This is a genomic window from Siphonobacter sp. SORGH_AS_0500 (genome assembly GCF_031453245.1).
In the GTDB taxonomy this organism is placed as follows: Bacteria; Bacteroidota; Bacteroidia; order Cytophagales; family Spirosomataceae; genus Siphonobacter.
In genome coordinates this window covers 2342681-2364732 of sequence record NZ_JAVIYT010000001.1, presented here as the reverse complement: position 1 = coordinate 2364732, position 22052 = coordinate 2342681, and the positions used below count along the sequence as shown (strand labels likewise).

Annotated in this window: 13 protein-coding genes; 3 read left to right on the top strand and 10 right to left on the bottom strand. The window is 45.1% G+C overall.

The genetic code is table 11. The annotated features are described in order from the left end of the window. Window positions 1–47 precede the first annotated feature (47 nt). From QE357_RS09990 to QE357_RS09960, 7 genes are all read right to left on the bottom strand, one after another. On the bottom strand, window positions 48–1178 hold the full coding sequence (locus tag QE357_RS09990) for a hypothetical protein (RefSeq protein WP_309707132.1): 1131 nt from the start codon (window positions 1176–1178) through the stop codon (window positions 48–50). A gap of 211 nt (window positions 1179–1389) precedes the next feature. Continuing rightward, on the bottom strand, window positions 1390–2868 hold the full coding sequence (locus QE357_RS09985; protein ID WP_309707130.1) for an FG-GAP-like repeat-containing protein: 1479 nt from the start codon (window positions 2866–2868) through the stop codon (window positions 1390–1392). A 73-nt stretch (window positions 2869–2941) separates the two neighbouring features. Next, window positions 2942–3871, bottom strand: coding sequence for a sugar phosphate isomerase/epimerase (locus QE357_RS09980; protein ID WP_309707128.1), 930 nt, complete (start codon window positions 3869–3871; stop codon window positions 2942–2944). A gap of 160 nt (window positions 3872–4031) precedes the next feature. After that, on the bottom strand, window positions 4032–5825 hold the full coding sequence (locus QE357_RS09975; protein ID WP_309707126.1) for a RagB/SusD family nutrient uptake outer membrane protein: 1794 nt from the start codon (window positions 5823–5825) through the stop codon (window positions 4032–4034). A gap of 18 nt (window positions 5826–5843) precedes the next feature. Beyond that, entirely contained in the window at window positions 5844–9446 is a 3603-nt protein-coding gene (locus QE357_RS09970) for a TonB-dependent receptor (protein ID WP_106634916.1), read from the bottom strand. Between the two features lie 229 nt (window positions 9447–9675). Continuing rightward, the gene (locus tag QE357_RS09965; protein ID WP_309707121.1) at window positions 9676–10758 is read right to left on the bottom strand and encodes a FecR family protein; all 1083 of its coding nucleotides are present in this window, start codon (window positions 10756–10758) and stop codon (window positions 9676–9678) included. A 153-nt stretch (window positions 10759–10911) separates the two neighbouring features. After that, a complete protein-coding gene (locus QE357_RS09960) occupies window positions 10912–11532 on the bottom strand; it encodes an RNA polymerase sigma factor (protein WP_106634918.1) in 621 nt (206 codons plus the stop codon). Between the two features lie 378 nt (window positions 11533–11910). On the opposite strand from QE357_RS09960, the gene QE357_RS09955 reads away from it, so the two are divergent. Continuing rightward, the gene (locus tag QE357_RS09955) at window positions 11911–12741 is read left to right on the top strand and encodes a S1-like domain-containing RNA-binding protein (protein WP_309707118.1); all 831 of its coding nucleotides are present in this window, start codon (window positions 11911–11913) and stop codon (window positions 12739–12741) included. A gap of 796 nt (window positions 12742–13537) precedes the next feature. On the opposite strand, the gene QE357_RS09950 is transcribed toward QE357_RS09955, so the two are convergent. Further along, window positions 13538–16186, bottom strand: a complete 2649-nt coding sequence (locus QE357_RS09950; RefSeq protein WP_309707116.1) for a family 78 glycoside hydrolase catalytic domain — start codon at window positions 16184–16186, stop codon at window positions 13538–13540. A gap of 154 nt (window positions 16187–16340) precedes the next feature. Beyond that, window positions 16341–16778 (bottom strand): hypothetical protein, encoded by a 438-nt coding sequence (locus tag QE357_RS09945; RefSeq protein WP_106634920.1) that lies wholly within the window; start codon window positions 16776–16778, stop codon window positions 16341–16343. A 112-nt stretch (window positions 16779–16890) separates the two neighbouring features. Between QE357_RS09945 and QE357_RS09940 the strand changes: the two genes are divergently transcribed. After that, complete coding sequence (locus QE357_RS09940; protein WP_309707114.1) at window positions 16891–18543, top strand: T9SS type A sorting domain-containing protein; 1653 nt, start codon at window positions 16891–16893, stop codon at window positions 18541–18543. Window positions 18544–18723: 180 nt separating this feature from the next. Beyond that, the gene (locus QE357_RS09935) at window positions 18724–20754 is read left to right on the top strand and encodes a thioredoxin domain-containing protein (protein WP_309707112.1); all 2031 of its coding nucleotides are present in this window, start codon (window positions 18724–18726) and stop codon (window positions 20752–20754) included. A 41-nt stretch (window positions 20755–20795) separates the two neighbouring features. Here the strand turns inward: QE357_RS09935 and QE357_RS09930 are convergent, their stop codons facing one another. Next, window positions 20796–21896: an endonuclease/exonuclease/phosphatase family protein gene (locus QE357_RS09930; RefSeq protein WP_106634923.1), complete on the bottom strand. Its 1101-nt coding sequence runs from the start codon at window positions 21894–21896 to the stop codon at window positions 20796–20798. Window positions 21897–22052: the final 156 nt, after the last annotated feature.

Below are 22052 nucleotides of genomic sequence, written 5' to 3'. Positions count from 1 at the left end.
AAACGCTGTGGTTGATAGAGTCCAGTATTTCAATTAAAACCACACTCTTATATTAATTTCTCAATTTGCTGATAGGCCTGGGTTACCATTTCGTTTAATCTTCTGGCGACTAATCGGGCGGATCGTTTTTTGTCTTCGATTTCTGCCAGCGTCAATGAATTTAGTAGGGTCTTTACCTGCTCATCCAGCGATTCGTCTGTATTAATTAACCAGGCGGCATCCCGAAGAAGTTCCCAGGTATCGGCTTCTTTACTACCGCAAAAAATAATGGGAGATCCCGAACAGATCGCACTTACGGCTTTGGACGGTACGGCAATGTGTGTCCACTTCGGCAACAAGCTTACTAACTGAACATCAAGCCAGTGCAACTGTGCCCGGGGAATATTTTTTAGTACCAGAATGCCCGGCTTCCCTTCTGCCAGTCTGATCAGATTCTCAGCCTTCGTTCCGTACAAAGCCAAAATCAGTCGCTGATGATCGGGATTTATGTGATGGATGATACGTTCCAGAAATTCAGCCGAATGAGCCTCTCCCACGTTGCCTGCATAACCCAGATAGATTTTGGAGTCATCCATTCGCCATTCAGGGCGAGTTTCGTCCTGGGACTGATCGACCAGTACGCCGCAGGGTAATAAAATGGTAGGGATGGAATGCTGGTATTTCCAGCGTAATAGCTCCGCCTGATTGGGCCCCAAAGCAATCAATGCCTTCGGAGCATTCTGATACGTTTTCTTAATAATCCAGCGATAAATCGAATTCGTTTCTTTAATTTTTCCATCCGCCGCGAAGCCTTCAGGAAACAAATCCATGCTCCAGAGTATCCAGTTTTTCCGTTTCAAAAACAGAGAAGCCCAGAAGGGTAGTAAGGGCGGGCTGGTCATGACTAACAAAGGTCCTTTACGAATTCTAAGAGCCTTTCGAATTAACAAAAAACCGTCTAATGGACCAGCAATGAAGCGTAGTAATGGATTTTTCCCTTCGTAAATAGTCGATACTGCATGCGTCTGACCTAGGGGTTGCCGAATGGCTCCGCCGCCATCGTAGGTGCGGTCAATGTGAACAATATGTACATCAACGCCATGATTTTCAATGAGTACCTGAGCAAGATCCCACGCTGACTCGCCGGTAATACCGGGATTGGGAGGATAGTGGCGATTGACAATGGTAAGTGACTTCATGCAGGGAAAAGTCGCGGTGGCATTTTGCCATGACGCAGATTTCCCGCAAAAATAATAGCTAATTGGCCATATAAGTAGTTGTTAGTTGTTAGTTATTAGTTATCAAATTGATATTCAACGTTTTATAACCAATAAACATATTGTTAGATAATCACAAAAACTCAACATCCCGAAAGCTTAAAGCTCCCGGGATGTTGGCAAAATTCGGCTCTTACTTCGTCCGGTTTTTCAGTACAATTAAGGGCAGGTTCAAGTTCCAGTTTGGTTTATAATCCTCCTGATTATTAAAGCCTCGGGAATAATTACCCAGCACAATATCGAGATCGCCGTCGCCGTCCCAGTCTTTAGCATCCATGCAAATCCAGCGGCCATTTGCGTGAACGGGCACGGCATGAGGGACCCATTGTTTACGGGCATCCTGCTCGAAATAGATGAAACTTTCGTCCGGGTTATTTTTAAAATCGGCGAAGAAAGCAATCGTTGCTAAGTCGATATCTCCATCCTGATCAAAGTCAGCGGCCATTACTTTTGTGCAACCATTGACGGGATAAAACCAGTTTTGCTTAAAAGTAAAATTACCCTGATTGATAAACGTATAAACGCCGTGATAAGGCTTCAGAATTTTGGAATAGTCGCTGTTGTCTCCACTAGTGTAGATTAAATCCAACTGCCCATCTTTGTTTAAATCGACTAATTGAAAACTGGTTGACCCCGCCAATGGCAGAAACTGCTGAATGCGTTTTTCTTCAAATCCACCCTTTTTATTATTCGTGAACAGCCAGAGCCCTTCGTCCCCATGAGCAAACAAAGCCATGCAATCGGGCCAGCCGTCTTTGTTAAAATCATCAACCACCACCTGAGTAGCTCCGGCCTCCGCCCGAATGGGACGGGTCTGATAACTGCCATCAGCCTGTTGCGTTGATAGGTATAGTCCACCTTTATCATGTCCAAAACCGCAAATGACCCAGTCCATCCGTCCATCTTTATCAAAATCCCCCGCAACGGATTGAATAGGGCGTGGTAACTGGCTTGCAATGAGAGTCGTTTTTTTGGTGGCTAGATCTACTTTCACCACCTCTCCGATGGGCTGATCTACGGCCAGCAAGGTTCCGATGGTGGTAACGGCTGCTTCAGTTGGGCTGATAAATTCCGCATTCACTACGGGCGATTGGAGACTGATTACTTCCGAACGATTCAGGTTTTTATCCCAGGCATACATCGCAGTCTGACCATTATGACCAGAATAAATTTTATCGCCTTGGAATTGCACCATCGTGGTTAACGCATGTTCCGAAAATTCTTTAGGTTTTTGTAGTTCAAAAATCGCCCAGTCTTTCTTAAGAGGTTCACGGCTGGCTGCTTTCAGGCTATCAGGGGCCATCTTTTCAAAATAAGCCACGAGTTTTGTCCATTCCTGAAAAGACAAAGCTGACTTCTCCTGACTGTTGGCTACGATGTAATATTCGCCGCTTGCCGTCGTAGGGATGCCCAATTTGGGAGCCATTGCGGGTAACACATGCTTGAGCCAGGTTTCCTTATCCAGCAGTTCAGGCTTGACGGATAAATGGCAACTCGAACAATAAGTTTCGACCAGTTCGGCTCCATCTTTTTCCTTCTTCGACTCAGGCGATTGTCCACAGCCCATCAACAGACTTAGGCCTATGACCCAAAAACGATTCGTTCTATTCATAACTCGTATGTGTACCATCGAAAAATCCCGTCTAGTGGGGAAGTTAGACGGGATTTTCTACATTCAATTCTTCTTAAGCCAGAATCTTCGACAAATGGTCAAAACTGATTTTTACGTTATCCATCGAAGGAGCTAAATCCTGTTCAACAAAAAAGTACTTTAACCCGGCAATCTTTGCAGCACTAAACGCTTTTTTGAAGTCAACTACGCCATTACCTACTTCCGTAATGGTCTTCAAATCGGATTTTATGTCCTTAATGTGCCAGATTGGAAAGCGTCCGGGATGTTCTTTAAAAATCGCTACCGGGTCTTTGCCTGCTTTGGTGGCCCAGGCTAAATCCAGCTCCATTTTCACTAAATCAGGACTCGTTTGCGAAAGGATTACTTCATAAGGCGTCTTCCCTCCTTCCACGGGATCGAATTCTGTGGCGTGGTTATGGTACGCAAACTGAACTCCCGCTTTTTTACTTGCTTCGGCTGCTTTCTGGAAAACCTCAATCGAACTCTTGATTTCCTCCATCGTAGCCACGGGCGTACTGGCACACACCAGGTAATTTAATCCTGCCTCAGCCGCTTCGTCGGCCAGTTGCTGATAGTTCTCTTTTAGGTTTAACGAAGGTGGAAACGTCATTGGCTTGCCATCCTTACCCAGCGGCATTTTCATACCGGGGCGGGGTTTAAATGGGGCTCCAAGGGCATGGTGCGAACGCCATTTCATGCCTAAATCCTCTACGATTGCTTTGAATTCCTTGGGCTTAAAGCCGTAATACCCTCCCCGACTGCTAAACGCAGATTCAATTTCCTTATATCCAATAGCTGCGATTTGTTTCAGCGTTCCTTTCGGGTCCTGATTCATGGGTTCAAACACCGTAAACAACTGAATTCCGATGGGCTTTGCTACGAATGCACTACCTACCTCCTCGGCTCTGCTCAGCAATGGGTAAAGCGAGCTACCAGCCAGCATCAGACCAGCACTCTTCAAAAAACCTCGACGTGTGTTCATGAGATTGAGTTTAGGGTTTTGTGTTCAGCGTTTTGAGTTCAAATGTTCGGGTTTAGAGTTTTATTTAACACTCAACTCAAAACGCTAAACCCAAAACCTTCTCTAAAAGAAGATAGGCAGCAAGGTGCTGCCTATCTGTCCGATTACATTAACCTTATGATTAATAACCTTGGTTCTGCGTGAGAGTCGGAGTGCCATTTACTGTTGACAAGTCGATCTGACGCTGAGGAATAGGGAAATAGTTGTTTTTAGGAGCCGTGAAACGTCCACCCGTTAAGTCCGTAGTAATTTTACTTTCGTATGCGATGTAGGCGTTCAGCGTCTGTTCCGCAATACCCCAACGGGATAAGTCAAAGAAACGGTGACCTTCCATCGCTAATTCGATTTTACGCTCGAAATAGATCGCACGGAGGGCCTTGTCTTTTCCGTATCCTGCGAAGGCACCGGCGGGATACTGAGCTACTTTGTAGTTAGCGGCAGGCGTAGAAGAGAAGCCCGACAGAGGAGCCTTATCGTTTACGTAGCTATACACTAAGGTTTCTGGCTTAGCCGCACGAGCCCGTACCATATTAACGTAATCTTGAGCTTTTGACAGGTTTCCTAACTGAGCTTCCGCTTCGGCAGCCATCAGTAGTACGTCCGCGTAACGGATGATCAGCACGTTGATAGCGGTTCCAGGAGCCCAGGAACTTTGGTCGGCATATTTGTCCTGAGTAGCCTGCCAGTATACATTTTTCTTGGGAGAATAAGGCCCCGCATAAGGCTGACTCCGAATCCAGTCTTGACCGGGATGTTTACCCCAATCCAAATAAGGAATACCACGACGACCTACGGTCCAGTCTAGGCGTGGATCTAACTGCTGCTTATCAGGCGTGAAGGTGGAATCTTTCGAACTCACACCCATATCATTTTTTACAGGATTACTGTTATAATCATCCACGTAAGGCAAACCTGAAGCATCCGTACGGAAAGAGTTTACCAGATCCTGACTAGGCTGATAAAACCCGCAGCAACGGAAGGGACTATTATAAGGGAAGTTCAACATCTGACCAATATTGGAATTATCAATTGAGTTTGTTCCATCCTTAGCCACCATTTGAACTGCAAATACCGATTCCAGGTTGTTTTTTGTTGCCGCATCAAAGTTATCTTCATATCGGTCCGATAATCCATACTTCAAACCATTGGAAGTAACACCACTCGCAATTACCTGATCAAACATGGTTTTTGCTTCCTGATATTTCTTCTGGTACAAATACGTTTTAGCCAGGTATGCTCCCGCTGCCCACTTATTAGCACGGGCTACACTCGACTGAGTGGTTGGGAGATTATCGAAGGCAAATTTGAAATCTGCTTCGATATTAGGCCAGATACTCGTTGTATTAGCTTTGTTGAAATCTGCGGGATTAGGGTTAACATAATCTGTGGTAGTTTCATCAACCCAAGGCACATTATTAAACATCTTTTTCAAATCGAAGTAATAATGTGCCCGCAAGAAACGAGCTTCAGCTTCTATTGTTTTTGCTTCTGCCGCTGTTAAATCCTGTGCTTTTTTTATGTAAAAAAGAGTAATGTTTGTGCGATTAACCCCTTCAAAACTAGCTTTCCATTTGCTATTGAAGAAACCATTACTGGCGTTTTGCGTGTATTGCATGATGTCATTCATGCTTCCCTGATCCGCTCCATCACTGCCTTTGTGGGCATCGCCACCCGCCACGCTACCGTAAATCCAGTTGCCCGGAGCCGCATCCCAGGCGTTGGCAGCACCTGCACCATTACCATCCAGAACCCCGTAGGCCCCAATTAGGAGTGCATTAACTCCAGCTTTATTTGTCAACTGCGTATCGTTCAATGCCCCTAATACGGGTTGATCAAGAAATGAATCTTTGCAGGAGAACGTACTTAGGCAAGTGGCTAAAACAGCCGTCACCTGGATATATTTGAATGCTTTCATCGAGTTCTTCACGTTTGTTTAGAATGACAAATTCAGACCTAAAATGAATTGGCGTTGGTTGGGATAAACTCCTTCGTCAATACCAAAGGACGTTGTCGTAGCAAATGACTGGTTGTTACTACCGCCTGAACTGTTATTAGTGTTAACCGTCGTTCCAATTTCAGGATCTAAGCCCGAATACTTCGTAATTGTAAAAAGGTTAGCTGACTGTAAGTACACCCGTAATTTCTGAACACCCAGTTTTTTCAGCGATGCGGCTGGTAACGTATAGCCAATCTGAGCATTTTTCGCCCGGAGGTAGGCTCCTTTTTCTACGTAGTAAGAGTTGGGAACCTGGTTGGTACTAAAGGAACCAGTATTTTCCTGAATGGGAGCTTTTGCGTTCATGTGGTCAGGAGTCCAAGAGTCGTAATAGGCCGTACGGCTTTTCGCACCGCCAAAGCTTGGATAGAAGTCCGTCCACCATCTCACGTTATTCCAGATGTCATTACCCTGAACCCCGTAAAGGAACATTCCAAAATCCCAGTTTTTGTAGTTTAAAGCGATATTCAGACCGTAGCTAAATTTAGGGTTAGGATTACCAATGAACGTACGGTCTGCATCCGTGATCTGACCATCTCCATTCACATCAGCATACCGGAAACGACCCACTTTGATTGCGTCCTGATAGACTGCGGATGCGTTTCCGGTAGCTTCCTGAGCTTTTGCGTTAGCCGCATCAATCTCACTTTGAGAATCCCAGAAGCCTTCTACTTTATAGCCGTAAAACTGTCCAATCGAGTGACCTACGGCATTACGGACGATGTTACTACCGTTAAAACGACGTCCCTCCTGATCGAAATAGTTACTACCATTCGACACTTTCAGAATCTTGTTGTCATAAGTGGTCAGTGTTCCTGTCAGATTCAGCGTCAGGTCACCCGTAATCTTCTTGTTCCAGGTAACAGCTAGGTCAACTCCAGAGTTTTTCATGTTGGCAATGTTCACGAAAGGAGCACTACCCTGACCAACGGCACCCGCTAATTCTGGGTTATACAACAGATCACGAACGTCTTTACGGTAATAATCAACCGTTACGTCCAACGCACCATTAAACAACGTGGCATCAATACCGATGTTAGAGTTAATATTCCGCTCCCATTTCGCATCAATGTTACCAATTCTGGTACGCTGAATACCAAAAACGTTAGTATTACCACTTCCGGTCATGTCATAATACGATTGCCCACGGACCCCTCCATACGTCGTATACGCATTAGCAGGATCTACGTTCAACTGGTTACCCATGACCCCGTAGCCCCCACGAATTTTCAGATCCGTGATCCAGCTAATGTCTTTCATGAATTCTTCCTGAGAAATTCTCCAGCCCGCACTCACAGCCGGGAATACCCCATATTGCGTTTTCAGGAATCGAGAAGAACCATCCCGACGAACGGTTGCACTTAATAAGTAACGGCCTAACAAGTTATAGTCTACACGACCAATCCAAGAGTATAAGGCATCAGCATAACGTGAACTATAATTCGTAGGTGTTCCTGAACCCGAAGTCAGGTTGGTAAAGTCGGGATCGAACGAGAAATAACCCGTCGTGGTTCCACCCACGTTACGGCCCCGGTTAGCATACGCTTCCGTACCTACTAATACCTTCAGATCATGCGTGTTATTGAAGTTATGAGACCAGGTCAGGGTATTAGTCCAGGTCCAGTTAAATCCAGCGAACGTGTTCTCCGTATATGAGTTAACGGTTACGTTCTCGGAATTCTCGTATTCAGGATAAGCAAAGGAGTTAAATGCTCCTGAGAAAACCTCACCTCCAAAACTGCTTCGTGCTACGAGATCTTTAAAAATGTCTGCTTCAATGTACATGTTACCAAAGAGACGCGTTTGCAGACCTTTGTTATTACGAGCACGTTCCTGAATCGCTACCGGATTTTTCGCGTTACCTAACTGGTAGCCATATGATCCTGCGTAATTACCACGAATATCATACACTGGAATAATGGGTTGCATACGGAACGCCATACCAATTGCACTACCTTCTGTTGAGGAATTAACCCGACGGTTGTCCGTAACGGCAAAGGCCAGATTTTCCCCTACCCGAACCTTATCACTAATATTGAATGTACTATTAGAACGTAAAGTGTAACGTTTCAGATAAGTATTTAACAGGGTGCCCTGTTGATTGAAATAGTTCAGCGAGAACAGATAGTTACCCTGAGCCCCACCACCACTTACCGCTACGTTATGGCTTTGGATCGAAGCTGGTTTAAAAATTTCATGGAACCAGTCAGTACCTCCTTTATTTGCTTTTACAATTCGATTGAATGAATTAAAATCGTCAGAATTAGTGTAATTAGGATTTACATAATATGTTGATTCGTCTACAGTATTCGCCCCGGTGGGAACGATATAGTTTGGAAGTACAGGGTCCTGACCATTACCATACATATCATCCTTTACTGCATTAGAAGAAGAATTACGTAAAGCTCTGAATTTCAGATTAGCCATATCCTGAGGAGACAGAATATCCCAAACGTTACCGCTCTTCACTCGCTGCGTTCCGTAATAGGCGTCGTACGTAATTTTTACTTTGCCACTACCCTTTTTCGTAGTCAGGATGACCACGCCGTTGGCAGCACGAGAACCGTAAATGGAAGCCGAACCCGCATCCTTCAACACCTGCATCGACGCAACGTCGTTAGGGTTAATATCGTTGATGTTCTGAGTGGGAACGCCATCTACTACATACAAAGGAGCGTTATTGCCAAAACTGTTAATACCCCGAATCCGAATCTGAGGGGCTTCACCCGGCTGACCAGAACCTAATACCGTCACCCCGGAAGCACGTCCCTGAAGCTGACTGGTTACCTGCGGCGATGGTTGTTCCGTCAACTGAGAAACGTTGATAACCGATACCGCACCCGTTAAATCTGATTTCTTCTGCGTACCATAACCAACCACCACCACTTCACCCAACTCCTGCGAGTTACTGGCTAGGATAACCGTTAGATTCGTCTGATTACTGATTTCAACTTCTTTGGGTGTGTACCCAATCGAGGAGACGACAAGTGTACCGGTCAAATCTGGAACGTTCAACGAAAACTTACCTTCGGCATCTGTACTGGTACCCGCCGTAGAGTTTTTCAGGCGAACCGTTGCTCCGGGAATTCCGGCTCCGGCTTCGTCTGTTACTTTACCCGTAATCACCACTTCTGGAATGACCCGTGAAGCACTCGTTCCAGAAGAGTTATGTACGGGAATATTGGTGATGCTGCGGCTTAAAATAATGTTACCACCCGATACTTCATAATTCAGGTTATAGGGCTGTAATAATTGCGACAGCACCCGATTTAATGACTCGTTCGTTACTGAAATGGTTACCTTACGGCTAGCCTGAATTAATTGTGAACTATATACAAATTTTACATTGGCAAGACGCTCTACGGTTTTTAAGGCATCCTTCATGGATTGTCCCTGAATGTTCAGTGTTACTTTTTTATTCAGAACATCCTGAGCAATACTATGATGAGCATAACTCGCACCCACTAAAGATGTGGCAAGTGCCAGTTGTGCGGCACCAATCTTCATGAATGCTAACATTAGCCGTTTATTTTTTTTCATACCTTTGAGGTGTTTTGTTGAAATGCGATTCGGCAAAAAGAATCCACGGGCAACCCTTCGGAAGTTGCTGTTCACCTGGCAGTGAGAAGTGGAAAAAGTTAGGGTCGGCGGTGCTGGTAACACTGCCGATTTTTTTTACTGAAAGCGGTCAAATTTTATTTCATAGGCAAGAGATGCAGGTTTTTTATAGAGTTTGAAAAGTCGTATTAGGAAATTGATCGCAATTCATTTAACATCCTCGGCCATACACGATAATCTGTCCATCCAGGACTTCGTAACGAGCTTCTACTGCTTTACAGATAATCGTTAGCATTTCAAACAGGGGCCGATTGGTGAACGATGCCGTCAGTGGACACTTGGCCATCGTTTCTTCGTCGTATATAATTCGCACGCCGTAGGCTTTTTCCAGTTTTGCGAAAACTTCCGTTAAAGAGCTATCAGAAAAATCAAAGGTTGAAACCTGATCGCTCTTTTGAATTAACTGGGGTTTAGTAACAATTCCTTTCAATAAGCGGGAGTCGCCACAGTGATGTTCTACTTGCTGATTCGGAGTTAACACAACGGCTAACTGTTCAGCGTGTTTCGTTACTTTCGTCTCATGTCCGTTTCTTGAAAATACAGAAACTCTCCCCGTCATAACCGCCACGCTGGCTTTCTCTCCTCCGGGTTCGGCATTTATCACAAAACTTGTCCCTAATACTTTAGTAACCAAGTCATTAGCATACACATAAAAAGGCCGATCCGGATTCTTAGTTACTTCAAAGAAAGCTTCTCCTTCCAAATACACGACTCGCTGCTGTCCTTTGAAGGCCGGGTCGAAACTAATCCGGGCACCTGGCTTTAATACTACTGAACTGTGATCAGGCAAATGAACAAAAATGGATGCTCCTGTTGTATTTTTTCGCTCGATCAACGGTTGACTACTAGTTGAAACCAGATACTGGTAAGCACTTGTTGCTCGATCACTTTTTTTTAAATAGACCCCTACTGCCACTCCTACACTTACCATGAAAAACAAGCCGGCAGCTACTCGTATCATCGGCCAGCGGACTATCCTCCGGGGCGGTTGTATGCGTTGCTGCATATCAAAAATCATGTTTTCCACTTCATGATCTTCAATATCGTGACCGGGCTTTACCTGAATAGATTGAAAGAGTATTTGTGCTTCATGAACTAGTGGTTGTTTAAAAGGATTTTGTCTAAGCCATTCTTCCCATTCTTCCGACGATTCGTTTTGTACGCCGCGTACCCAATCTGCAAAAGTTTCGTCGATCAGGAAATCTTCTATTTCGTAATGATTATAATTTTTCATTGATTGAATAGAATTATTTACCCGTCTTTGTCAGTAATATCCGCTTTGATCAAAAATCTACTGGTCAAAGTGTAAAAAAATGTTAAAAAAGTTACAAATTCTTAAAGACAGTTATATTAACTGCTGAAAATCAGCATAGTAGATATTGAATACTTAGTGTAAAATAAAAGTAATGATTCCGCCGAGAGCTAGTATTAAAGCAGGATAAGTGCAGGAAGAATACCAATTTTTACGCAGCCGTAGAATGGCTTCATGCATAAGGTTATATACTGACTGCCGGTTCATATTCATTACTTTGGCAATATCGTCGTGATTCAGTTCTTCGTAGAATTTCAGGTATAGAATTTCCTTTTGTCGTTTGGGTAGAGTGTTTAGCAGCTTCTGGAGCTTTTCCTTCATGTCTTCCGTCTCCTGCATCTCAATCAATTGATTTTCAACGGAAAACTCAACTGAAAAAGGCATTTCATCTTCCAGATTTTCGTAGCGATTCCATTTTCCCTGTTCGCGGAAAATGCGAAGACGTAAGGCTTTAAACAGGTAGGGCTTTACGGAGACCGTTTGCCTAATTGTGGCCCGGTGTTCCCATAGGTCAAAGTAGATGTCCTGGATACAATCTTTAACAAGATCACTGTTAGGTGAAAGTCGGCTACCGTATCTAAACAAAAGCCGGGAATATCGCCTCATCAGATCCGAAAAAGCACCTGCATCTCCCCCTCTGAATCGGCTCCATAGCTCTTGATCCAGATGCAATGATGATTTTTCTGAGGATGGCATTTAGTATTATTTCGGTTAAGAACTGAACAAAAGTAATTTTTTCTCTGATTGTATGTGCATAGATTAATTATTAAATTCAATTATTTTTTTTGTTTAAATCTAAGCATAGAATGCGTTATTTTGACACAATACGAATATACGATTGCAATTTTCTGATAACCAATTGGCATACCTAGACGTTTATACCTGCCTTTTATACTCTCCTATGAAGTACAATACCTAAAAACACGAACGTATATGTATATACGTAATCAGGTTTCTATAATTATTCCTGTTTTAAAAGGTTCATCGCGTAAGAAGCTCATTAAAGTTTAAGACCTTTGTAGTCTGTAAAATGAAGCATGACTCGGAAAGCCACTTTCCATTTTTATACATTGCATGATTACTGTAGGAAAAAAAAATACACTCACCGCCCTCCGACTGACCAGCGTTGGTATGTTTATGGGTAATGGTGAAGACGAAATTCTGTTACCTAACAAATACATCCCGGAAAATCTGGGAGAAGGAGACGCTCTGGAGGTATTCATTTACCGTGACTCAGAAGATCGTCTGATTGCCACGACGCTTCAACCCAAGTTGGAACTGTACGAGTTCGGTTTATTAACGGTTAAGTCTGTCAGTAAATTTGGGGCTTTCCTGGACTGGGGACTTGAGAAAGATCTGCTGGTTCCGTTCAGTGAGCAAAATCATCCGCTGGAAGAAGGTGAATCCGTTGTCGTGGGGCTGGTGCCTGACGTAGAAACGGATCGCTTGATTGGTACTTGTAAAGTGGGTCAGTATCTGGAATACGACCGCATTCCCTTTGCTCCGGGCAACGAAGTAGAATGTCTGATTTACGAACGCAGCGATCTGGGCTATAACGCAATTATCGATAACCATTACCGGGGGCTTTTTTATTATAATGAGGTTTTTCAGCCGCTCACGATTGGAACTAAAGTAAAGGCATTTATCAAACAAGTTCGAGTAGACAAGTCTATTGATCTCTCGCTACAACCTCAGGGATATTATCAAAGCGTTGATATTAACACTGAAAAGATTCTTAAAAAACTGGAAGAGCAGAATGGCTTTCTGGCTTTAAGTGATAGCAGTGATCCTGCTATGATTTATGCGACGCTGGAAATGAGCAAGAAAGCATTCAAGAAAGCCATTGGGGCCTTGTATCGGGAGCGAATTATTCGCCTGGAAGAGGACGGAATTTATCGGAATTAGCAACTTTTAGTACTGGCAACGCCCCGAAAGTTTTGAATTTTCGGGGCGTTGACTATTAAGTTAAATCTTAAAAGTTATAATCGAAGACCTTATGGCGAATCAGGGCTTCTGCAACTTTGAGGGATAACGGCAGGTTCTACCTGCCTTATTGTAGAAACGAGATGGAATCTCGCACCAGTGGAGTTTCTTCGATTGACTATACCTTGCAGTCGCTCGGCTCTGGCCGAGTGACGCTGTAGTCTGGCAGGCCTCTGGCCGATGTTCGCAAGCCTGTTTGGATTGGGTTCCCTGACTCCCTACTCTTTCGCACCCTACCGGCCAGAGGCCTAGAGTTAGGTAGTCACTCGGCCAGAGCCGAGCGACTGCGGGAACGAAGTGAGAGACCTTCTGAGGAATGGGTCGGGTTTAGTCAAGTTACCGTATGACCCCATAAACTCGAAAAAGATCATAAGATCCTTCGCTTTGCTCTGGATGACAGACGCTGATGATAAAGTATCAAATAGCCTTAGATGCCAACCGTGTCCTCATAGTGTCCCCGGATTTCATCCGGGGCTATTTACATTTAACCCCTCCGGGGTTGTTGTTAACATTGTTAAAATAGTCTTACGACAAATAACCCCGGAGGGGTTGAACACGGGTAGCCCCGGATGAAATCCGGGGTACAAACATCGAGCTCCTTCGCTTCACTCTGGATAATAGATTATTGCTATATAAACTATTCCTAAAACGGTTCTCCCGAAGTAGGTAGAGAATTCCTACTTTATTTAACTCTTATTTTTAAAAAGTCTCTTACATTCTATTCTTCAATCAGGAACGTATAGTTTCCGGTCAGTAATCGGAATCCCTGTTTACTGTCCGTTCCAACGATAGGCATTCCATCCAGTTTTACTTTTTTGGAATTGATAAATACAGAAGCCGTACTGTTGGCAGGAATCGTTACTTTGTATTCAATGATCGTTCCTGAACGCTTCCAGGAAGAAACGATTTTACCGTAAGGTCCTTCGTGTTCAGCTTCAAACTGATCAAGATTCTTCACAAAATTAGGCCGCAGCCATACATTTTTGAATCCGGGATTTTCTGGATCGGGCTTAATACCTCCTAACCCTTTATATAACCAGGCTCCAATTTCCCCGAACATAATGTGATTCAGTGAAATATCAGACTTGGCCTGAATATCCCAGTTTTCGTATAACGTCGTTGCACCATTTTTAATCCACCAGCCCCAGGATGGATACGTCTCTTTGGAAGCCAACGTATAAGCCACATCGGCATAACCATTTTCGCTCAGGGCATTAAGAATAGCTTTGGTTCCGAGTAATCCCACGTCCAGACTATTGCCGTCCGCTGCTACTCGTTTCGCCAGATGAGCGGCTACTTTACTTTTCAGATTTTCAGGAACAACGCCCCATTGCAATGGAACAGCCTGTTCCGTTTGTAATCCAGAGCCGTAGACGCCCGTTTCTTTGTTCAGGTATTTGTCATTAATTGCATCCTGAATTTTTTTGGCTAGCGATGCATACAACTGCTGCTCAGCGGGTTTACCAAGCAATCCCGCAGCGTTGGAAACAATCGTAGCATCAACGAAATAATAGATACTGGAAGTTAATTCCACGGGTGATTGAGACTTCACGGGTATCCAGTCACCCAAGCCCCAGCTCGTCAAGCCATTGGGAGCAATGTCTGTGATGTGATCCACGTAACGCTTCATGTTTTCGTAGTTATCCTCCAGTGGTTTTTTATCGCCGTAAAACAGGTATAAATTCCAGGGAATGATGGCAATTGTACTCGTCCAGTCAGGACCATTGGCCCAATCGTAGCCCCAGCCGCTGGTTGGTATAATGGCGGGCAAGATGCCATTGGGCTGTTGCTCATCTCGATGATCGGCCAGCCATTTTTCATAAATAGTGATGCCATCATAACTATATAAACCCGTTTCGACCGCGATTTGCCCGTCGCCCGTCCAGCCATTTTTTTCCCGTTGCGGACAATCGGTTGGGTAACCGAACAGATTGGACAGATACGAGTTATTCGTCGCCCACCACAACTTATCCAGGGTCGGATTTGATGAGCTAATTTTCCCTACTGGGGGCACATCACTGTGCATGAAATAGGCCATCAGGTTTGCGGGAGTTAAGTCCAGATCGCGATTTCTGGACGTTATTTCGACGTACTGAAACCCTTTGTAATTGAATTTTGGCATGAACTCATCTTCCCGGCCACTCAAGGTTACGACATCTACCTGAAAAGGATCGGTGTTATCCGTAGGGCGGTAATGAGCATCAATGTTCGACAAATCCACCCGCCCATTTTCCAGCAAACGTTCGCCGTGTTTCAGCCGAACCATAGTTCCGGAATTTCCTTTCAGCTTCAACTCGGTTACGCCCGAAATATTTCGCCCAAAGTCGTATACCCAGGTAGTATCATCGAGATGAACCATACTTACCGGACGAAGGGCCTCTACGTTCCGAATCGGATGCAGGGCCTGAGCTACAATGTGAAGGGAAGGAGCCGGACGATTGATTGCATTTTTCCATTTGGAATCATCGAACGCAGCCGTATTCCAGCCTTTTTGCTCTTTACGAGCATCATAATGCTCAGCGGTATAGATACTGTTGAAGATCACCGGACTCAATGCCGTTTTCCAGGAAGTATCACTTGAAATCGTTTCCGTGGTGCCATCCTCATACGTTACCCGAAGATCAACGCAAACGGAAGGGCGGCTTCGCCAGGGAGCCTGATGGAAATACCACACAGCCGTTGACTGGTGGTTATACCAGCCATTGCCAAGTAAAACGCCCACTGCATTTTTACCTTCCTGGATTTGCTTCGTTACATCATACGTTACGTACAACGTTCGACGATCAAAGCGGGTATACATGGGGTCAAGCCGATGATTACCAATCTTCTGACCATTGAGATACAGTTCATACAAACCCGCCGCCGCAATATAGGCCCGGGCAGAACGCACCCGTTTTGTCGTCTGAAAACTTTTCCGAAAGTACGGAGCGGGTTTGATGGTTACATCACGAGCATCTGAAATCCAGGAGCCTTTCCAATTTTGCTGGTTCATGTGCCCCGTTTCAAAACTTGCAATTGAACTCAGTCCCGAAGGTTTTCCGTCCTGATCCCAGGTTTGAACGGCCCAGTAATATTTGGTGTATGGTTTTAAAGCAGAGCCTTCATAGGTAACCAGATTTCGAACAAACGCCACTTTAGCCGTTTTCCAGACTTCGCCTTTCTGAACCTGAGCGGAATCCGTACTTACAAAAATTTGGTAAGCGGTTTGGCGAGCTCCTTTGCGGCTATCCTGCAACTGCCAGGTTAGTCGCGGTTGCGGCGTATCAATGCCTAAAGGATTGGTTAGATATTCGCTTTGAAGTTTGGTGGGCTGAGCCAATAACGCATGTGAAGCCAAAAAAAGTAAAGGGATATAAAATGCTTTCATTAGGTTTAGAGATATACTAGAACTGCTGCAAATTAATAGATTTTCAATGGTTAACCCCGCAAAAGTTGCAAGGTCAGGGCAAAAGAAAAAGCCAAAGGCTTCACCCCTGGCTTTTCATTAGTAGTAATGTACTGGCTGTATTCACGCATGCTGGTTATTCATGCCCAAACTCCAGATTAGCCGCCTGCTGTTTTCCATCCACTGGAACGTTTGACTGCTGGAGAATTAAAGCAGTGGTCGTTAACTGAATGACCTTGAAATTTCCCGTAAAGCCCACTACTTCGATGGACATATTCGTATCGTCATCTTTCAAGTACCAGGTACCGCCATTCAGGACCTGACCACTTTTCAGATCAACCGCCCGGACACGGTTATTGCTAAGGAATTCGATGGTCATGCCGAAGATGGCCTGAGTAGCCACTCCTAAACGAGACTCCACGATCGTGGTACCATTGGTGTCCGTCACCCGAGTGAGTTTCCAGGGCTTGTTAACAATAATATCCGCTTTCGTGGTTGGTTCCGGGTCCTTTTTGCAGGAAGTAAAGCTCAATAAAATCAGGCTAAAAAGGCCGAAGATCAGTTTTTTTGTCATGCTATTAAGTTGGAAAGACCGATGTCTATCGCTTCAAACGTCTATTCAAAAGTAGGGATTGCCTTTCCGATCTGCAAAAATCGGCTTTATTTTGTTCAATTGAATTCCAGACATGAAAACTATCGATTTGAACGTATTACCTTCTTCCCTACTCCGCATTCAGACGCTAGTGGTAGCGATTCTTGGGCTATTGACTCCCTTTGGGGGTTTCTCACAAACCTGTGAGACGCCCTCTTTTCAGCCTTCGACGGCCAACGGGGTGATTAACTGGCAAAAATTTCCAGACTTTTCCTTACCCTTCACCATCGTTTACAGCGGCCCTCGTCTGAATGATTCCCAACAAACGCCACTCAGAAAAGGCTTTTCTCACCTGGCTAATTTTAACGAGTACGACGGTAGTCTCCCCCGGGCCAATCGGGCCATTCTCTGGTATGGCACTGCCACCGGCATTAACCAGCCCTGGGATGTCATTCGTTCGCCCTGGGGTAATAATCTGAGCACCTACCGTAGCAAATGGGCCAATGAAATGCGTTCGTTTGCTAACTTATTCAGTGATTCTCACGGGAAAGCCATGCCGGACGTAGACATTCTCATGGCCGACATCGAACGTCACTACAATACCAATGATAGTATTCTGAGTTTGAAACGCCGGAATCTGGTTCCTGCCGTTTATACCCAGTTGAGCGACGAAGCTTTTCTGATTCGTTACCATCGGGATATGCAAAATCTGTACGCGGCTCCCTTCCAGTACATGCGGGACAATGGCTTACCCGCCAGCACCCGCCTGACTTCTTATTCGGATTCACCCATTCGAAATACCTTCCTGAATATTGACGGCAACTCCTGGCAGGACTGGCTTACCAATCCCGAACGAGTTCATTTTCTTACGAAAGATTCAGTCACCAATACCGTTGGGGGTTCGTTTTACAATCGGCAGGATTTCCTACTTCCTTCGGCTTATTACATTTACGACTACCCCAATCCTTACGCGGGTAACTATCTGGCCTACTTGCTTTTTCAGGTAGAAGCCAACAAAGCCTGGAGTTCCAAAGACGTCGTACCAATTGTCTGGTTACGTTACACGAGTACAAATATCAATAAGCCCATTCAGACCTGGATGGCGGAGGCTACAGCTATTTTTCCCTTCTTTTCAGGAGCAAAAGGTTTGTGGTTATGGGAAAGTCCGGGGAACACTGGAACGAATGAAAACCTGGCTAATTATGAGTACTTTACGCAGGGCTTATACCGACTTTCCCAGTTCAAGGATTTTTTCAATGGCGGTTTGCTTTATGTGCCCAAATCGGCCCGCGATCATTTTGCCGACCAGGATGCCATCTGGCGTGGCGTAGTGAAAGGGAATCAGATTCTGGTAGCAGCTCATAACCCCTTTGCCGCCGAAAACGCCAGCACACCGATGACGCTTCGTTATGGCAACTGGCAACAGGAAATCACACTTCAGGGACGGGAAATTATGCTTTGTGCGTTTGATTTACCCGAGTCCGCTTTGCATGTGCTCGACATCAAGCCTTACCCCAATCCCGCTTCGGCCAGCCTGACCATTGATGTGTTTACTTCCGAAGATCGGGATGTCAATCTTCAGCTTTTCTCCGTAACCGGGCAGATCGTTCATCAGCAGACGATAACGGCTAAAACGGGTAATAACCCCGTTTCTCTTCACACGCATAACCTCGCTCCTGGCATGTATTTAGTGAAGGTTGGGGATGGAAGTAAGTCCGTAACGAAACGGGTTTTAATTCGAAAGTAGAGATGCCCCTTCTGTCCTGATTCCTGACAACAAGTAAATTCATATTCCTCGTCTTGATAACGGAGGCTATGTATGTTAAACCCACTGAGGTTTCTATTCCAACGCTCAGGCTTCTTCCTATAACTTATCCATTCACGCTTTTGCGAAACTGAAAACCGCAAACAGATAACTGAACATTCAATGAATCGCCTCGTCCATGAAAGCTCGCCTTATTTACGCCAACACGCTCATAATCCGGTAGACTGGCATCCTTGGGGAGAAGAAGCTTTGAAAAAAGCTCGCGAAGAAGATAAACCTTTGATCGTTTCCATTGGGTATTCGGCTTGTCACTGGTGCCACGTTATGGAACGCGAGTCGTTTGAAAACGAGGCCGTTGCCCGACTCATGAACGAGCATTTCGTTTGTGTAAAAGTGGACCGGGAAGAACGTCCCGACGTGGATGCGATTTATATGGATGCCGTGCAGGCCATGGGTGTTCGTGGCGGTTGGCCTCTGAATGTCTTCCTCATGCCTGATGCCAAACCGTTTTACGGGGGCACCTATTTTCCTGCCCGAAACTGGATGGGGATTTGCAGTCAGATTGCGGAAGCTTTTCAGAATCAGCGGTCTGCCCTTCAGCAGTCTGCCGAAGGGTTTACGACCAATATGCATTACACAGAATCCGAGAAATATGGCTTACCCTTAGTCGAAGATTCTAACGTGACTATTTCTTCCGAAGAACTCAAAGCGGTTTACGATAAGCTGGCGGCTTCGTTTGATACCGAGCGAGGGGGCACCAACGGAGCACCTAAATTCCCCATGCCCTCGATCTGGCTGTTTGCTCTGCGTTACTATCAGCAAACGTACGATAGCGATACGCTTCAGGCCATTAAAACCACGCTTAATGGAATGGCCCTTGGCGGCCTTTATGACCAGATTGGCGGCGGCTTTGCCCGGTATTCAACCGACGGCGAGTGGTTTCTCCCTCACTTCGAAAAAATGCTTTACGATAATGCCCAGTTATTGAGCCTTTACTCGGAAGCCTGGCTGGTTACGAAGGAGCCTCTTTACAAACGGGTAGTTACCCAAACCGTTGCCTGGTTAACTCGCGAAATGACGCACCCGGAAGGCGGTTTTTATTCAGCTCTGGACGCAGACAGCGAAGGTGAAGAAGGAAAATATTACACCTGGACGAAAGCAGAAATAGATTCCATTCTGGGGCCCGTTTGGGGTGACCTGGTTAGTGGGTATTTTCAGGTCACGGAAGAAGGTAATTACCATGAAGAAGCCACGGGTCACGCTACGGGTAAAAACATTCTGTTCCCGCAGCGAACGCTGGAGTCTTTTGAAATGGAGCAGGAGTTACTCTCCGATCAGCTTCAACCGCAATTTGATAAACTCCTTCAATACCGCGAAGAACGCATTCATCCCGGTCTGGACGATAAAATCCTAACCTCTTGGAATGGCCTGATGTTGAAGGGGCTGGTTGATGCTTACCGCGTCTTCGCCGATGAATCTTTTCTGAAGCTGGCTTTAGCTAATGCTCATTTCATTAAAAATCGTCTCATCAAAGACGGCCTGTTGTACCACTCCTACAAAGATGGTCAGGCCAAAATTGCTGGGTTTCTGGAAGATTACGCTGCCGTTTCTGAGGCATTGATCAGCTTGTATCAGGCTACGTTTGACGAAAGCTGGTTACAACTTGCCGAGCAACTGATAGATTACGCCGGGGAGCATTTCTGGGATGAAAACGACGGCTTGTATTTCTTTACCGACGCCTCCTACTCCAACGAACTGATTGCCCGAAAAAAGGAGCTGTTTGATAACGTTATCCCCTCCTCAAATGCGATCATGGCGACGGTTTTATATCGCCTTAGCCTACTACTGGATCGACCTGATTTGGGCGAGCGTTCCAGCCAGATGCTGCAAAAAGTGAAGCCTCTGCTACTAACCAACGCAGACTATCTTTCGCACTGGGCCAGTTTAGCAGCTTACCGATCTACGCCAACGGTAGAAATTGCCATTGTTGGGCCCGAAATAGAAGCTTTTCGTCAAAAACTGGAAGCCAAGTATGTACCTAACAAAGTCATCACGGGGACCGTTACTTCCAGCAACTTACCCTTGCTTCAGCATCGGGGCTCGGATGGACGAACGATGATTTACGTCTGTTACAATCGAGCCTGTCAGCTACCCGTTGACTCCGTTGCCGCAGCCTGGGAACTGATTGGTTAAAATAGACAAGAGCCGTTGAGAAGATCAACGGCTCTTGTCTATTACGTCCCGATGGGATTCTTTTCTGGCTTTGCACTGCCATCTGAATCCGTATCTGCTTGAATTTTTTCTTCAACTACCTCCCGATCTTCGGCATCCAGTGTTAATTCGTTATCCTTCTGTAAAGCCTCAGCCTGTGGGTCATACGTCAGTTTAACGTACATCGGGAAATGGTCGGAATTAATACTTTTCAGTCGTTGCATTTCCAGTAGCTTGAAATCAGACGAGCAGAAAATATGATCAAGGGGGAATCTCAGAATCGGAATTTTAGCGTGAAACGTACTATAAAAACCTCTGCCCCGCCGCGGATCAAGTAAGCCGCTGGTTTTCAGGAATAATTCTGTGGTATAACTCCAGGCTACATCGTTCATATCTCCCGCCACAATCACCGGAATTTTTGATTTTTTAGCTTCTTTTCCTACCATCAATAACTCTTTATCCCGCTCGGTCGAGCGTGGATTTTCCTGCGGCACTGGCGGTGTTGGATGCAGGCAATAAAGCTGAATCTGCTCGTTAGAAGGCAGGGTAACCTTGGCGTGAATGGAAGGAATACCCTCTTCTACTAAAAACTTAACGGAGGCATCCGATAACTTCAGTTTCGAATACAGTAGCATTCCATACGTATTATCAATCGGTTGGAGAACGCGGTTCGGATAGTGCTGATGAATGGGCGTCATCTGATCCGCCCACCATTGATCTGTTTCGGCCAATAATACTACATCTGGCTTGAGCCGACTGATATGCTGTAACAACTTTGCCGACTCCCGATTGTATTGATAAACATTGGAAATCAGCAGACTAATATTCCGATCGGGCGTACAATCCGCACAATCCATGAGCTGTTTGGGCGAAAGAAACGTGTACGGATAAAGCTGATAGAATAAATAAACCATATTCAAAATCAGCACTCCAATAGTGACCAGCGTAAGGGTATCGGAAGGATCGCCTACCCAGGCCCAGAGAACCAGGAGGATTAAACACAGCAAAAATTTCTGATTTCTGGGATATTCAAAAACCCGAAACGTCCAGTAATCATGACGAATCAGTGGAATAAGCGAGAAAATCACCAGTAGGTATGTAAAAATCAGCAAGCTTAACTGCATAAATTTCTAGAAAATTGGGATAAGCAAAGTACTCTATAATACTCGCAAAAGAATTAAAAAGTTTATAAATTCATACAAATACAATAGATACTTTCAGTTTAGTTAAACTATAAATAAGATAAAATTTCTATATCTCCTAACAAAGTTCAATGAGAA